At 44.2% G+C, this 13,597-nt stretch carries 15 protein-coding genes; 5 read left to right on the top strand and 10 right to left on the bottom strand.

Annotated features, from left to right (window positions below; genetic code table 11):
* Positions 1–152: 152 nt before the first annotated feature.
* Positions 153–4,211 (bottom strand): hybrid sensor histidine kinase/response regulator, encoded by a 4,059-nt coding sequence (locus AC1DP6_RS07455; protein WP_477054253.1) that lies wholly within the window; start codon positions 4,209–4,211, stop codon positions 153–155.
* Positions 4,212–4,297: 86 nt separating this feature from the next.
* On the opposite strand from AC1DP6_RS07455, the gene AC1DP6_RS07450 reads away from it, so the two are divergent.
* Positions 4,298–4,747 (top strand): DinB family protein, encoded by a 450-nt coding sequence (locus AC1DP6_RS07450; protein ID WP_477054252.1) that lies wholly within the window; start codon positions 4,298–4,300, stop codon positions 4,745–4,747.
* Here AC1DP6_RS07450 and AC1DP6_RS07445 read toward each other — a convergent pair whose 3' ends face one another.
* From AC1DP6_RS07445 to AC1DP6_RS07425, 5 genes are all read right to left on the bottom strand, one after another.
* On the bottom strand, positions 4,748–5,425 hold the full coding sequence (locus tag AC1DP6_RS07445; protein ID WP_477054251.1) for a LytR/AlgR family response regulator transcription factor: 678 nt from the start codon (positions 5,423–5,425) through the stop codon (positions 4,748–4,750).
* 5 nt (positions 5,426–5,430) lie between these two features.
* On the bottom strand, positions 5,431–6,495 hold the full coding sequence (locus tag AC1DP6_RS07440; RefSeq protein ID WP_477054250.1) for a sensor histidine kinase: 1,065 nt from the start codon (positions 6,493–6,495) through the stop codon (positions 5,431–5,433).
* Positions 6,496–6,589: 94 nt separating this feature from the next.
* Positions 6,590–7,129 carry a hypothetical protein gene (locus AC1DP6_RS07435; RefSeq protein ID WP_477054249.1) on the bottom strand — a complete coding sequence of 180 codons (540 nt, stop codon included), beginning with the start codon at positions 7,127–7,129 and terminating at the stop codon, positions 6,590–6,592.
* Positions 7,130–7,131: 2 nt separating this feature from the next.
* Complete coding sequence (locus tag AC1DP6_RS07430; protein WP_477054248.1) at positions 7,132–7,605, bottom strand: RNA polymerase sigma factor; 474 nt, start codon at positions 7,603–7,605, stop codon at positions 7,132–7,134.
* Positions 7,606–7,667: 62 nt separating this feature from the next.
* On the bottom strand, positions 7,668–8,198 hold the full coding sequence (locus tag AC1DP6_RS07425) for a DUF1697 domain-containing protein (RefSeq protein WP_477054247.1): 531 nt from the start codon (positions 8,196–8,198) through the stop codon (positions 7,668–7,670).
* A 36-nt stretch (positions 8,199–8,234) separates the two neighbouring features.
* Here AC1DP6_RS07425 and AC1DP6_RS07420 point away from each other — a divergent pair, with 36 nt between their 5' ends.
* Together AC1DP6_RS07420 and AC1DP6_RS07415 are read left to right on the top strand one after the other, a co-directional pair.
* On the top strand, positions 8,235–8,678 hold the full coding sequence (locus AC1DP6_RS07420; RefSeq protein ID WP_477054246.1) for an SMI1/KNR4 family protein: 444 nt from the start codon (positions 8,235–8,237) through the stop codon (positions 8,676–8,678).
* Positions 8,609–8,908, top strand: a complete 300-nt coding sequence (locus AC1DP6_RS07415; RefSeq protein ID WP_477054245.1) for a hypothetical protein — start codon at positions 8,609–8,611, stop codon at positions 8,906–8,908. Before AC1DP6_RS07420 ends, AC1DP6_RS07415 begins: the two co-directional genes overlap by 70 nt.
* Here AC1DP6_RS07415 and AC1DP6_RS07410 read toward each other — a convergent pair.
* A complete protein-coding gene (locus AC1DP6_RS07410; protein ID WP_477054244.1) occupies positions 8,884–9,639 on the bottom strand; it encodes a DUF4184 family protein in 756 nt (251 codons plus the stop codon). The two genes, AC1DP6_RS07415 and AC1DP6_RS07410, sit on opposite strands and share 25 nt — an antisense overlap.
* Positions 9,640–9,810: 171 nt before the next feature.
* On the opposite strand from AC1DP6_RS07410, the gene AC1DP6_RS07405 reads away from it, so the two are divergent.
* On the top strand, positions 9,811–10,335 hold the full coding sequence (locus tag AC1DP6_RS07405; protein WP_441573395.1) for a YceI family protein: 525 nt from the start codon (positions 9,811–9,813) through the stop codon (positions 10,333–10,335).
* Positions 10,336–10,488: 153 nt separating this feature from the next.
* The gene (locus AC1DP6_RS07400; RefSeq protein ID WP_477023209.1) at positions 10,489–11,772 is read left to right on the top strand and encodes a DEAD/DEAH box helicase; all 1,284 of its coding nucleotides are present in this window, start codon (positions 10,489–10,491) and stop codon (positions 11,770–11,772) included.
* 130 nt (positions 11,773–11,902) lie between these two features.
* Here AC1DP6_RS07400 and AC1DP6_RS07395 read toward each other — a convergent pair whose 3' ends face one another.
* The 3 genes from AC1DP6_RS07395 to AC1DP6_RS07385 all read right to left on the bottom strand — a co-directional run bounded on the left by AC1DP6_RS07395 (position 11,903) and on the right by AC1DP6_RS07385 (position 13,470).
* Positions 11,903–12,490, bottom strand: a complete 588-nt coding sequence (locus AC1DP6_RS07395; protein WP_477023208.1) for a YceI family protein — start codon at positions 12,488–12,490, stop codon at positions 11,903–11,905.
* 29 nt (positions 12,491–12,519) lie between these two features.
* Positions 12,520–12,954: a DoxX family protein gene (locus AC1DP6_RS07390; RefSeq protein WP_477054243.1), complete on the bottom strand. Its 435-nt coding sequence runs from the start codon at positions 12,952–12,954 to the stop codon at positions 12,520–12,522.
* Between the two features lie 63 nt (positions 12,955–13,017).
* Positions 13,018–13,470 carry a MarR family winged helix-turn-helix transcriptional regulator gene (locus AC1DP6_RS07385; RefSeq protein WP_477054242.1) on the bottom strand — a complete coding sequence of 151 codons (453 nt, stop codon included), beginning with the start codon at positions 13,468–13,470 and terminating at the stop codon, positions 13,018–13,020.
* Between the last annotated feature and the right edge of the window lie 127 nt (positions 13,471–13,597).

The following is a 13,597-nucleotide window of genomic DNA, read 5'->3' as shown; positions in this document are numbered from 1 at the left end:
CCTCCACAATCATAGAGGGGGTAAATCATTTAAAAAGGGGGGTAAAATCGTAAATTATACCAGGGGGTAATTTGGCAGCCATGTATAGCTGGAGTGACTACCATGGCGGAGATGCTGGAAATGCCTGCAGTCGGCAGTACTTATCTCACCCCTCAGCTTTCCGTGACATTAAAGTCCCGGTTGAACGAATGCTTATACTTTTTTACGTAGTCAGAAGGGTTCATTCCAAACAGTTTCACAAACTGTTCCCGGAAATATTTAACATCTCCGATCCCCACCTGCATGGCTGCCTGGGTAATGGTATAGTTTTCCTTGAGTAGTAAAACGGCCGCTTTGCGGAGACGGATGGAACGGATAAAGGAATTGATCGTTTGGCCGGAAATAGATTTTACTTTTTTATAAAGACTGGAATGGCTCATGCCTATTTCGAGTGTGAACTTCTTAATAGAAAACTCTTCATTTTCCAGGTTGTCTTCAATAATTTCAATACATCTTTTCAGGAAGTCCTGGTATTCGGCTGGTACCTTGATATTACTGTTTTTGAGCGTGATGCGGTCAAAAAAGTACTGTTGCAGCAGGTTCCTGTTTTTAATGATGTTATGCACTTTGGCCATGAGAAAGTCTTTTTCAAATGGTTTGGTGATATAATCATCTGCCCCACCTTCCAGTCCTTTGATCCGGGTATCGGAGGCGGAGGAGCCGGTAAGTAAAATCACGGGTATATGACTTAGGGTGGCCGTTTGTTTGATTTTGGCGCATAGCTCCACGCCGTCCATCCCCTGCATCTGTATGTCGCTGATGACCAGATCGGGCATATATTGCTGCACGGCAGCAAAGCCACTGGTACCGTTATCCGCTTCATATACAATGAACTGGTCCTTGAACAGTTGCTGCAGGTATTGCCGGATCTCATCATGATCATCGATCAGGAGGATAGATTTTTTCTCCGTGATAGTAGTGCTGCTTCCTTCTATTTCTTTGGTATCTACCGGGATTTCTGGTGCGGGAAGGGTGTTTGCTGCGGTCAGCTCCTCCAGGAATGCCGATTTATAACTGGCGTTTTCCTGTAAGGGAGTGCCGGCAAAATGGTCGCTTCCCTTTTTCAGGGAAATGAGAAAAGCGGAGCCTTCGTTTATTTTGCTCTGGTAGCTGATGGTGCCATGATGCCCTTCAATGAAATGTTTTACGAGGTATAACCCAATGCCAAAACCGGTTTGTAAGGACTCTTTGTGATCCTGCGCCCGCTGGAATTTCTCAAATATCCGGTTGCCCACGCTGCCTTCAATACCACAGCCACTATCTTTTATCGTAATGGTGACGGTATTGGCCGTGCTGCCTATTTCAAAAATAATACTGCCGTTATCCGGTGTGAATTTAAAGGCATTGGAGAGCAGGTTAAATATGGCAATCTCCAGTTTCTCGTTATCACCATATATTTCAATGGCAGGTTGCGGACTTAGAAACTGGTAGTCAATGTTTTTAATTTTAGCCTGCTGGGAAAAACAGAGATATACTTCCTGACAGAGGTTGACGATGTCCAGCTTTGAAATTTTCAGCTGATCACCATCCCGGTCCGCTTTGCGGAATAGCAGGAGCTGATCTACCAGGCTAAGGAGGCGCCTGGCATTGCGGTAAACGATGCTCAGGTCCCGGTTATCTTTATTTTGCACCAGTTCCTTCAGCGGATTGATGATCAGGGTAAGTGGTGTCCTGAATTCGTGGGATATATTGGTGAAGAAAGACAGTTTCTTTTCATTCAGCTCTTTCTCTTTTTCATTTTCCAGGTGCGCCAGTTTGATTTCATATTTCAATCGCTCTTCCCTGGCCTTGTATCGGGTATACAGGTAAATGGCCGCAATGGTGCTGCTGATATAGATCAGGTAAGCCCACCAGGTTCTGTACCAGGGAGGCAGCACAATGAGGGTAACAGTATGTATGTCGTTGCTCCATAGCCCGTCTGCATTGCTGGCTTTTATTTCAAACACGTAGCTGCCTTCCTGCAGGTGGGTATAGTTGGCGGTCCTCGTCTGTCCTACATAGTTCCAGCTATTATCCCATCCCCGGAGGCGATAAGCATAACTGATCTTATCTGGTAAGGTATACTCCAGTGCTACAAAATCAAAGGCAATAGTGGCTTTGTCGTAAGGAACAGTAATTTCCTGTACTTCTTCTTTACTTCTTCCCGTTACATATTTTTCCTGTTGTGTAATGGAGGTATTATTGATTCTGATAGCCGTTAGCAATACCGGGGGAATGCTAGTTTGAGAGTATACGCTGTCCGGGTAAAAAATATTGAACCCTTTGATGCCACCAAACAGGAGTTCTCCTGAACTTAATTTCAGTGCTGCATTAAAGCTGAACTGGTTGCTTTGCAGGCCATCGGAGGCCGAGAAATTACGGAAGCTGTTTTTGGCAGGATCGAACCGCGATAATCCGTTGAAGGTGCTGAGCCAGAGATTGCCGGTTTTATCTTCTAAAATACGCAGGATAGAATTGCTGGGTAACCCTTCGGAAGTGGTGAAACGCTTATACTGACCGGTTTTACGGTCAAAGCGTAACAAACCGCCCCCATCTGTACCTACCCAGAAGGCGCCCTGCTGATCCTGGTAAATAGATCTTACGGTATAGCCTATATCAAATCGTTGATGTTGTTTGCGGGCTTTGTCTATTTTGATGAGCGAGGAGTAATTACCACCCCAGAAATTGCCGTCTTTATCTTCTGCCAGGCATTGCATGTTGACCAGGCTGCTGTCAAAAAGATCAAATCTGTTCTGTTGCCGGTTCAGGCGATACAGGGTGCCATTGTTGGTGGTGCTGGCCCATATATCCTGTTGCCGGTCTTCGTACACCATCCATACATTGTTTTCTGCTGTACGGGTATAGGGATTAAAGCAAACATATTGTTGAAAAGTACCGCTGCCGGCGGAATATCGGTTAATGCCCCCAAACCAGGTCGACATCCACAGGTCATGCTGGCTGTCGGCGATGATAGCCGTAATAAAATTACTGCTGATACCGGATTTGCCGGAGAGGTCATGTTGATAAGATGTCCAGGTATTGTTTTCCCGGTTCCAGTATTTCAGGCCGCCGCCATCAGTACCTATCCAGATATTATGATGCACATCTTCACAAAAGGAAAAAATAAAATTATCGATAGCCCGGGCATCCGGGTTTTTGTTCAGCACATTTAATTCAAACGGATTGCGCTTAGGCGCTACGATGTTGATTCCTCCACGCAAGGTGCCGATCCATTTCCGGCCTTCCCGGTCTTCGTAAATAGAATATACCGCATTGCTGTTGAGTTGTTGCTTGCTGCCGGCGGTGGTAAATGGGGTGGCTACGGAATCGGTAATGGCCATCAGGTAAATGCCGTTACCATCGGAGGCGCACCAGATGGTTCCTTCCCGGTCGGTATACAGGTTTACTATTTTGCTGTTTTCCGGGAGTGCATTGCCKGCGTATTTGCCAGTCGCGGAATTATAACGAAAAACACCTGTGTCAGTACCAAGGCATATGTTACCGGATTTATCCACCGTTAAGCAATTGCCGCGGGTGATATCTCTACAAACAATATCTAACTGCTGTCGTGCTATATCATATTTACACAAGCCAATACTCTGCACAAATACCCAGGCTGATTTTCCAGCAAATTCAATAGCGGTTACTTCATAGTCTGTAATGTTGGTGTGGTGGTTGTTTAACGGAATCTGCCGTCCGGTGGCAGTGCTGTTGTTGAATAAAAGTAGCCCATCTTTTTCAGTGCCTATTAATAAAATGCCGGTATCATCAGATTTGATAATATGGGTATTGCCATTCACTTTCCGGGCTATTTTACTATTGACCGGCAGATAGCGTGGCAGGCTGAATTGTTCATTCACAGGATTAAAAACACATACCCCTCTGCGGCCGCCCACCCAAAGCTGGTGGTGGCTGTCATCTGCGAGGGTGTAAACAACATTGTCCAGYAAAGAGGTGCTGTCTCCTATTTTATTCCGGTAAATCTTAAATTTATAACCATCATACCGGTTCAATCCATCATAGGTACCAAACCACATAAAGCCTTTGTGGTCCTGATATACGTTGGTGACTGCGTTATTCGATAAACCGTCTTCTATACCCAGGTATTTGATCGGATAGCCGATAGCAAATATATTTTTTGTGAAGATCACCATCCCCAGTATAGCAAAGCAAATTTTCCTCACGTGGTGCATAGGCTTGTTTTAACTGTTCATAAAGCTATTGAAAAGGGAGATATTTTTTGATTATAAAAATCTAATTTTGATGAAAAGAGATTTCCATGGCAGTGCAGCACGTAGCGCAACAATTAACGAATCTATGTGATATTATTCCTGATCGCATCCGGCAGATAGCGGATAYCAATTTTATTAATAAACCGGCGCCGGGTAAATGGTCTAAGAAAGAGATCCTGGGTCACCTGGTAGATTCAGCTTCCAACAATCATCAACGGTTTGTAAGGGGACTGGTAGAAAATGTGCCAACGATTGCATACGATGGGGATGCCTGGGTCAGCGCCCAGCAATACCAGCAGCAGGACCGTCAACTCATGTTGCAGTTGTGGGAAACATATAACCGTCATCTCGCGGCTATCATCACCGTMATCCCGGAAGACGACCTGCTCAGATGCTGCAAGTACGGAGATGGTACTGTATTACCGTTGCAGTTTTTAATTGAAGATTATCTGCATCACATGGAACATCACCTCAAACAAATACTGGGAGCGTATTAATTACAACCCCAGTTGTCTGAACAGTGCTTCTTTATAGTTGTTGCCGATCGGGATTTCGTGCTTTTGTATGTAAATGCAATTGCCTTGTATATGCGTAATATTCGTTTTGTTGATAAGAAACGAACGATGCGTTCTGAGGAAGGTAGTAGCCGGCAATAACGCCTCCAGTGCGGAAAAAGAGAGATTAGGGATAATTACCTGTTGACTGCATACCACTTTAGTATAATTGCCTTTCGCTTCTGCAAACAAAATATCCTCATGCGGGAGCTTATAAATTTTACCATCTGCTTTCAGAAAAAAATAAGGATCGCTGCCTGTGGCCGGCTGAATTTTTTCTTTCGCCTTATCTACCGCAACGATGAAGCGTTCCAGTGAAAATGGTTTTACCAGGTAATCGCAGGCAGCCAGGTCAAAGGCATCCGCAGCATAGTCTCTATAAGCGGTAGTGAAAATAACAGCAGGTATTTGTTTTAATGTTTTTAGAAAACTGATACCATTTAGTACGGGCATATTAATGTCCAGGAAGAGCAAGTCTATCGCGGTGTTTTCTAATATTGTTTTAGCTTCCAGCGCATTGCCGCAGGAGCCTGCAATATGCAGAAAGGGTAAGTGGCTGCAATAGGCAACCACTATTTCCCGGGCAATTGGCGCATCGTCAATAATAAGACAATTAATCATGATCACTATTTCAGTTGAAGCGTTAATGAAGCGGTATACAAGCCGTTCATTTTTTCGTGCCTATATTCATAGGTATTATCATACAATAGCCCCAGGCGTTTAATACTGTTGGCAATACCTACGCCGCCTTCTTCCCGGATGGTGTCTGATTCCTTTTCATCGTAGGAGTTGCTAACGGTAAAGTGTATACGTTCTTCGGAAATTGATAAACGGATATCAATATAAATATTTGCTGCAGCAGAGTTCTGCGAATGTTTAAAGGCATTTTCAATAAATACAATCAGCAACATAGGGGCTATCCGGATAGCGGGATCATTCACCGTTGCTATGTCTGTAGTTAATACCAGCCGGTCGCCAATACTGGTGGTCGCCAGTTCTATGTAGTTGTTGATATAAGCCAGTTCAGATTTTAATGGTACAAAAGTTTGTTTGGCATCATACACTGAATAACGCAACAGGTCCGATAATTTAAGGATCAGCTCCGGCATGCGCTGGCTCCGTGTAAGCGAAAGCCCATAGAGATTATTGAGGGTGTTAAATAAAAAATGCGGACTGAGTTGCGATAACAACAAATCTAATTCACTCTTGCGCTGCGCGGCCTGCGTAAATTGCAGCCGGATGGTATGGCGCAATAACTTCAGGCTAATACCCAGGCCCATGCCGATGACTGGAAAGGGCGTTACCGCCAGGATCGTTAACAGGATGGACTCATGAAACGTGATATCATAAGCATAATGAAGGGTGAGACCATAAGTCGCCGCTAATATCATCACGGTGAGCAGAAAGGACATACTGAAAAGGAGTGGTTGTCCACGAAGCAGGTGTTTGGTACACATTCGTCCGCCGGCATACACGCAGATGATGAACTGATACAGGACCAAAATCCAGAACGTGGTATTTTTCCCATTGAGGTGGCCGGTATAGAAAAAAATGGCCAGCAAGCCGCTTGTCATCACCGCCAGGTGAAAAAGAATATGCGGCCATCTTTTCTCCGTGGTAAAGGCGGTGAGTAGCCACCTGCCTGCAGGTGCGTCTAATGGTGTTGTTAAAGTGGTAGCTTTTGTTTTCATACATCAAATCTCTGCAAGTGTCCTGAACAAGATAAATCATTAGGTTCAACCAGCCATAAAAGATGACAGACAAGGAAAATCAGCGGACGAATATTTAGCCCTTTAATGCAGCAATAGTATTGCGGAGTCGTTTAATTCTTCCCGCCCATATGCTCCGGTGGACAAAGAGTGCCAGCAGGGTCATGATAACGATCACGCCTACTGCTGCATATTTGCTGTTGTCCCAGCGGATATTGGCCAGAAAGAAAGTGAAGACGCCCGCCATAGCAAGTACTCTGCAGGAAACGGAAACAAGGGCATATCGTTTCAGTTGTTGTAGCTGCTGCTGCATATTCTCCAGCAAACTATTGCCTATCACCGGGTTTTTTGCCAGCGTGTAGCCGAATACGTTATATGCCAGCAAAAACAGCACGGAAACAACCAGTAAGGCATTGAGATAAAACGACTTTTTATCTCCATCAAAAAAATTATAGTAGCAGATCAGAAAAGCGGTATAGCCCAGCAGTTCTATGATCAGTTGCTTCCTGATTTTCCGCATCACGGGAGATGCCTGTTTGCCAATAATAGCGGCTATATCTTCGGTATTTCTGGATGGCGTGGGCGTATTGTCCCAGGCTGCTTTTAAAGGATCCATGTTTATAAGTTTAAAATATTTTTGAGCTTGGTTTTAATCCTGTTAAGTTTTACACCTACATAATTCTCTTCTATGCCAATGATACCCGCAATTTCCTGGTAACTCATATCTTCGAGATACAATGCGATAATAGCCTTCTCTGCATCAGAGAGCTGTTTAAGTGCAGCAAAAAGCTGATCCTGTTGCAGGGTGGTATTGCTTTCCGCCACCATGGGTACATCTGGTAGCGTATCCGTATAAGTAACCGGAATACTTCGTTTGCGGAAGCCTGCCAGCGCCGTGTTCAGGGCAATCCGGTATATCCAGGTGCTGATTTTGGCGTTCCCTTCAAAGGAAGGAAACGATTTCCATAGCTGGTAGATCATTTCCTGGAATAAGTCTTCCCGATCTTCCGGGCTATCCCGGTACAGCCGGCAAAGCTTATGTAAGATGCCCTGGTGCTGCTGTATGGTAACGAGAAATGCCGGTTGATCCATGAATATTGCTTTAAGAGATTAGTTGCATCAAAGGACTAAAAACTTACAGGGCACAAAAATATTTACCAGATTACTTTATTTACAGTGGCCCAGTTGCGGGTGGTACAGGCGATACCCAGCTTCTTTTCCAGTTGGGCCACCACATCCAGCGGCTTGATTTCCAGGTCTTTTTTTACCATGGTGTATACTTCGCCCGCCGTCATATGCAGTGTTTCTGCGGCCGACTGCAGTGAGGCAATCACCTGGGCTGCATGTGGACCAACAGGGCCGGAAAGAAAGGATACATATATCTGCCGTGATTTATCCGGAACAATACCTGGGAAGGGAGTATGTTTAACCACTGCTTCCAGCTGTGCAACGGATCTGATAATGGTTGGTACTTCAAAACCATAGGTTTTCAATAACAGCTTTTCTATTTTGTCAGATAATGCGGCGGCATTAGCACTCCCTGATTCAAACATCACATTGCCACTCTGGATGTACGTCTTTACATTTTTAAAGCCGGCAGCATCCAGCTGCTGCCGTAGGTCTTCCATTTTAATGGTTCGCTTACCCACATTCACTGCCCTGAGAAAAGCTACGTATTTGGTCATAAGGTTTTCAGGTTTACTTTGTAAGTTTGTTTTATCATGCATTACTTAGCAATCATACACAAATTATACAACTTAGCCGAAGACGCCAATCATGGTTATCCGGAGGCGGTCATCGCTGCGCTGGAAGCCAGGTTACAGATTCAACTCCCGGCATCCCTGCGGCAGTATTATATTTCATTGGGTAATAATAAAGCGGTGAACGATAGTTTTAATCGCTTAACCTCATTAGGTGAAATAGGATTTTCGGAAGATGAACACCTGATTTTTTATGAAGAAAACCAGGCTGTAGTATTATGGGGAATCGCAAAGACCGAATTACAACAGGATAACCCTGCCGTATATGGTACATATGACAGCGCCGGGAAGAATGGTTTACCGACTCCGATACCACAGAACATTTCCTGCTATCAATGGCATGGTGGAATGGTGCGCTGGGCGGACTTATCCACACCGCTTTCACGGATCAGGAAGAAGACCTGACGCCGGAACATATCACTGCGATTATGAGCAAATGGGAAGAACGGAAAGGTATTTCCAACCAGTTGCTGCGTTTCTTTACCAATGATTACGAAGACATTCTTGTACTCACTACGGAGCAGGACGGCGCTGTAAATGGTGTTTACATAGGTAGTAATAACGAAGCACGCTATAATGAAATAATTCACACCCTTAATATGGAATGGTGTTATCGGTCGGACCGTGATGAATAAGCATTGCTTCTGAATATCAGCACCGTGACAATTAACCCGTAGAAAACTGCACCCAGGGCGGTGGCCAGGTAGTCCATGCCTTTACAGTCGATATGATGGAAGTATTCATTTACCAGGAGTACCCCGCCGCTCAGCAGTGCTGTTGTGATCCAGAAACCCATTTTTCGTGGGGTGCTCAYCGTTGGGCTGTTTTTTACAAAGGGTATTTTCAGAAAGAAATAAAACAGGAGCAACAGCCCTGCTAAGGAGCTGAGGTATTGCATCAGGTACCACATTTTCATAGAATGATTCCCTACCTGGATATCCCTTTGCAGAAAGGACGAGCAGGCAACAAAAAAGCCATCTTCATGTGTAAATGCGTCCAGGAAAAAATGGGTCAATATTCCAATGACGATGGAAGAAAGGACCACCAGGTAATGTTGCCTGAAATAGCTGTTCCAGTTGAAAGGCCGGAAGAGTTGTAGCCTGCCACGCATCCATTCCGGAAGATAGGGTAACAGTACTGGTTTTACGACGCCATGATAAAGGTATGCCAGTAGTAGTGCTAACGGGATGTCATATACGAAAATGCCCCACCACAGGTGCCCCAGGTTGAAATAAGGATTAAGAAAAATAAAGTATAAAAAATCCGGTACCATGCTGCCAATGATTAAGCCGGTGGCAGAAAGGTATTTGCGGGAAGTGTCGGAAAAGGGAACAACTATAGCTGCGTGTGATATCGTAAATGGCATCTTCTAATGGTAATTGGGTATAAATTTAATTTAATTATAATAAATAATATGGTTATTATAAAGAAATGTTAATGTTAGAATCGTCCATCATTTCCAGCAAAATGTCCAAGTTTTATGATGTGATAACACGTATTTTTATTGGGTCTTTGAAGACATAAAAAACAATGTGCTATGACAAATTGGAAAATTGATGAATCACACAGCGAAATCGGATTCAAAGTTAAACATCTCATGATTACGAATGTGAGTGGATATTTTACGCGTTTTACCGGAAGTATTCAAACGAACAGCGAGGATTTTCATGACGCAACTATCACCTTCGAAGCGGCGGCGGATAGTATTGATACGCAGAACAGGCAGAGAGACGAGCATCTGAAGAATGGCGACTTTTTCGATTCCTCCAATCATCCTAAAATCAGCTTCGTCTCCAAAAAAGTAAAAAAGATTGATGACGAGCAGTACAAATTACTCGGAGAGCTTACCATTAAGGGCGAAACGCATCCTATCGAACTGGATGTAGTGCATGCTGGTGTAACGGTAGACCCTTATGGACAAACCAAGGCAGGTTTTGCCCTCAAAGGGCGTCTTCATCGCGCAGACTATGGCCTGCGCTGGAATGCCACCACTGAAGCCGGTGGTATTGTACTCAGCGATGAGGTGAAGTTGAATATGGAAATACAACTGATTAAACAATAGCTGAAGGGTAAAGGCATAAAGCATAAAGCACCTGACATGGAGATAAAAGCGGATATTATGTGATATGATATATCCGCTTTTATCTCCATGTCAGGTGCTTTATGCTTTATGCTTTCCGCTTTATGCTATCTTTGTGCCTTCTAACGGCATCACATGAAATTTGAACAATACAATATCTCGGCTGAAATAAAGGACAGTTTAGAAGAAATGGGCTTTAAAAAGCCTACAGATATACAATTTAAGGCAATACCATCTATCCTGAACGGAGATGATGTAATGGCTATCGCACAGACAGGAACCGGCAAAACAGCTGCTTTTGCTATACCTATCCTGCACCGTCTCCAACAACAGGACCGTAAATACCGGAAGGCCAAATACGAGGTAAAATGTCTGGTAATGGTGCCTACCCGTGAACTGGCCATCCAGATAGCAGAAGTATTTCAGGCAATTGCACAATACACCGAATTGACAATACTCGCCCTGGTAGGCGGCGTAGAGCAGGGCCCCCAGATCAAAGTGCTGGAAAAAGGCGTGGATGTGCTCATTGCCACCCCCGGCCGTATGTTTGACCAGATCAATCAGGGACATATAGACCTGAGCCAGGTGAAAACCCTCGTACTCGATGAGGCCGATCACATGCTGGACCTGGGCTTTATCCGCGACATCCGCGATGTTATCAAGCATATTCCCCGCGAACACCAGACCCTGTTCTTTTCAGCGACCCTGAACAAGGACATTAAAGACCTGGCGTATTCCGTCGTAAATAATCCTATCCGCATACAAATATCTCCCAAAGATCCGGTCGCTAAGAACGTTAGCCACGCCGTAGCATATGTGGAGATGGATGATAAACGCTTTTTCCTGGAAAGACTGATCAAGGAGTTTCCGGAAAGCAAAATCCTGGTATTTGTACGTACCAAAGTACGCGCAGAGCGTGTAATGGCGGCCATGGCACGTATTGGCATCAAATCGCTTACCATGCACGGAGGTAAAGAACAGGATGATCGCCTCGGAGTGATGGATATATTCAAAAAAGGAGATGTCAAAGTACTGGTAACCACCGATGTGAACGCACGTGGTATTGATATTCCAAACGTAGATTACGTGGTAAACTACGATTTACCAGACGTGCCGGAAAATTACGTACACCGTGTAGGTCGTACTGGGCGTGGTGTACAGAAAGGGCAGGCAGTTTCCTTCTGCGCCACAGAAGAAAAACCTATCCTGGATGAAATTCAGAAATTCCTCGGTAAGCCTATCACGGAAATGAAGATCAACAAAGATGATTACCGCGAAACCATCAGCTTTTCCGAAGATATCCCTAATGATAACTGGCAACTGCTGTTGGATGAGCACAACAAAGAAATGGCGGAAGTAGAGAAAAAAGTGAAGAAGAGAGCCGCGGCTAATGTGAAAAAGAAAGCGAAGAAGAAATAAAAAGTATCGAAAATTATAGCGTGGCTGTTCCGGATGGAACGGCCATTTTTTTATGAGGTATTTCGTAAGCAAAAAACGGTCCCGGCTTACACCGCGGGACCGTACTCAAACACTAATTATAATCTGTAAACTATTGCTTAACTGCTTCCAGATTCACGGTGATATCAACAGTAGGTGCTACTGCATATACACCGGAAGGTAATTTGTCTGCATATTTTACACCAAAATCAAGACGGTTGATAGTGGCTTTGGCAATAAATCCAGCTCTTCTTAAACCCCATGGATCTTTGATGACACCATTGTAGGTAACGTCAAAGGTTACACGTTTTGTAGTGTTGCGGATGGTAAGATCTGCCAGCAATACATATTTGTCACCTGCTAGTTTCTTCAGGGAAACACTTTTCAGGGTGATAGAAGGATATTCTGCTACATTGAAAAAGTCGTCCGTTTTCAGGTGACCATCACGCTGATCAACCCCGGTGGAAATGCTGGAAGCATCTACCGTGAAATCAATTTTAGCATTCTGGAAGTTAGTGCTGTCGGCAGTTTCAATGGTACCATTGAATTTGGTGAAATGGCCTTGCACATAGCTCAGACCTAAGTGTTTTACACCGAAGATGATGCTGGTGTGTGCAGGATCAGCATTCCATTTTACCTGTGCAAAACTAACGATGCTGGCTAATACCAGGAGGGTGGTGAAAAAGAAACCTTTTTTCATGACTGTTTTTTATTGAATTTAAGTATTATTTATTTAGAAAGTTGACGGTCAACGGACCAGCGTCCGGCGCCTTTAATGATCAGTGCAAGGTTGATACCGATAACCAGTAAATGGTATTCAAATCCTTCACCAGTCTGCGTTCCGCTCCAGTTCATGAAAAATCCGTTTGCCTGATGTATGGAAATCGCTACCAGCATAATAACGGTCAGCATGGCTGCCCACAGCCTGGTGGTAAATCCGAAAAGAATCAGCAGCGCACCAATGCTTTCTGTGAGTATCACCAGGAAAGCCAGGATAGCCGGGGTACCCTGGGAAGTGAAGTAGTTGATGGTGGCTTTGAATCCGTAGCCACCAAACAGGCCCAGTAATTTTTGTGCACCATGTGGTAACATCACCAATGCTAAGGTGATACGCACTATAAAGGCGGTAAGGCTGTCGTCTGTTTGAAGTAATCTCTTAAACATGATAATGTAGGTTTGTTAGTGTTTATACTTTTATTGTATATACAACTGTTTGGACAAAAAAAATCAATCCCGGAGTTTATCCAGCAATTCATTTAAAATAACAACTTCTTCTTTTGTAAGTTTCTTTGTAAGTTCCTTGTGATTCTTTTCCATGATCGGATCCAGTTCTTTTAATAAAGTCAGACCTTTTTCTGTAATCTCAATCTCTACTTTACGGCGGTTGGAATCGCATTGTTTGCGGGTGAGCAGTCCTTTCTGACGAAGCTTCTCCACCAACCTGGTCGCATTACTCATTCTATCCATCATCCGCTCCTGTATGTCCAGCAGGTTTAATGGTTTAGGCGCACTTCCGCGAAGTATCCGTAATACATTGAATTGCTGGCTCGATAAGTCGTATTGCTTCAGCACATGAGAAGCGCCTACTTCCAGCCAACCACCGGTAAATATTATATTTAGCATGGCACGTTGGTATTCGTCCTTAAACCTGGTCTGCTTCAGTTCTTCTTCCAGTTTCATAATTACAGTTACAACTGTTGTTTATACAACAAAGGTAGATGTATTTTTCATTTTACCAAATTTTTGAGAGAAAATTAACCGGGATCTGGTCTGTAAAAGTGCGAACCTGGCCCAGCTCCATTGAATG

It is taken from the genome of Chitinophaga sp. 01L420, assembly GCF_056399985.1.
The sequence above is the reverse complement of the archived record's forward strand: the minus strand, read 5'-3'. Positions and strand labels throughout refer to the sequence as shown.

Coding starts and splice junctions, on each gene's coding strand:
- AC1DP6_RS07445 (WP_477054251.1), bottom strand. CDS start 5,425: ATGATTAATTGTCTTATTATTGACGATGCGCCAATTGCCCGGGAAATA.
- AC1DP6_RS07440 (WP_477054250.1), bottom strand. CDS start 6,495: ATGAAAACAAAAGCTACCACTTTAACAACACCATTAGACGCACCTGCA.
- AC1DP6_RS07435 (WP_477054249.1), bottom strand. CDS start 7,129: ATGGATCCTTTAAAAGCAGCCTGGGACAATACGCCCACGCCATCCAGA.
- AC1DP6_RS07430 (WP_477054248.1), bottom strand. CDS start 7,605: ATGGATCAACCGGCATTTCTCGTTACCATACAGCAGCACCAGGGCATC.
- AC1DP6_RS07425 (WP_477054247.1), bottom strand. CDS start 8,198: ATGACCAAATACGTAGCTTTTCTCAGGGCAGTGAATGTGGGTAAGCGA.
- AC1DP6_RS07420 (WP_477054246.1), top strand. CDS start 8,235: ATGCATTACTTAGCAATCATACACAAATTATACAACTTAGCCGAAGAC.
- AC1DP6_RS07415 (WP_477054245.1), top strand. CDS start 8,609: ATGGCATGGTGGAATGGTGCGCTGGGCGGACTTATCCACACCGCTTTC.
- AC1DP6_RS07405 (WP_441573395.1), top strand. CDS start 9,811: ATGACAAATTGGAAAATTGATGAATCACACAGCGAAATCGGATTCAAA.
- AC1DP6_RS07400 (WP_477023209.1), top strand. CDS start 10,489: ATGAAATTTGAACAATACAATATCTCGGCTGAAATAAAGGACAGTTTA.
- AC1DP6_RS07395 (WP_477023208.1), bottom strand. CDS start 12,490: ATGAAAAAAGGTTTCTTTTTCACCACCCTCCTGGTATTAGCCAGCATC.
- AC1DP6_RS07390 (WP_477054243.1), bottom strand. CDS start 12,954: ATGTTTAAGAGATTACTTCAAACAGACGACAGCCTTACCGCCTTTATA.
- AC1DP6_RS07385 (WP_477054242.1), bottom strand. CDS start 13,470: ATGAAACTGGAAGAAGAACTGAAGCAGACCAGGTTTAAGGACGAATAC.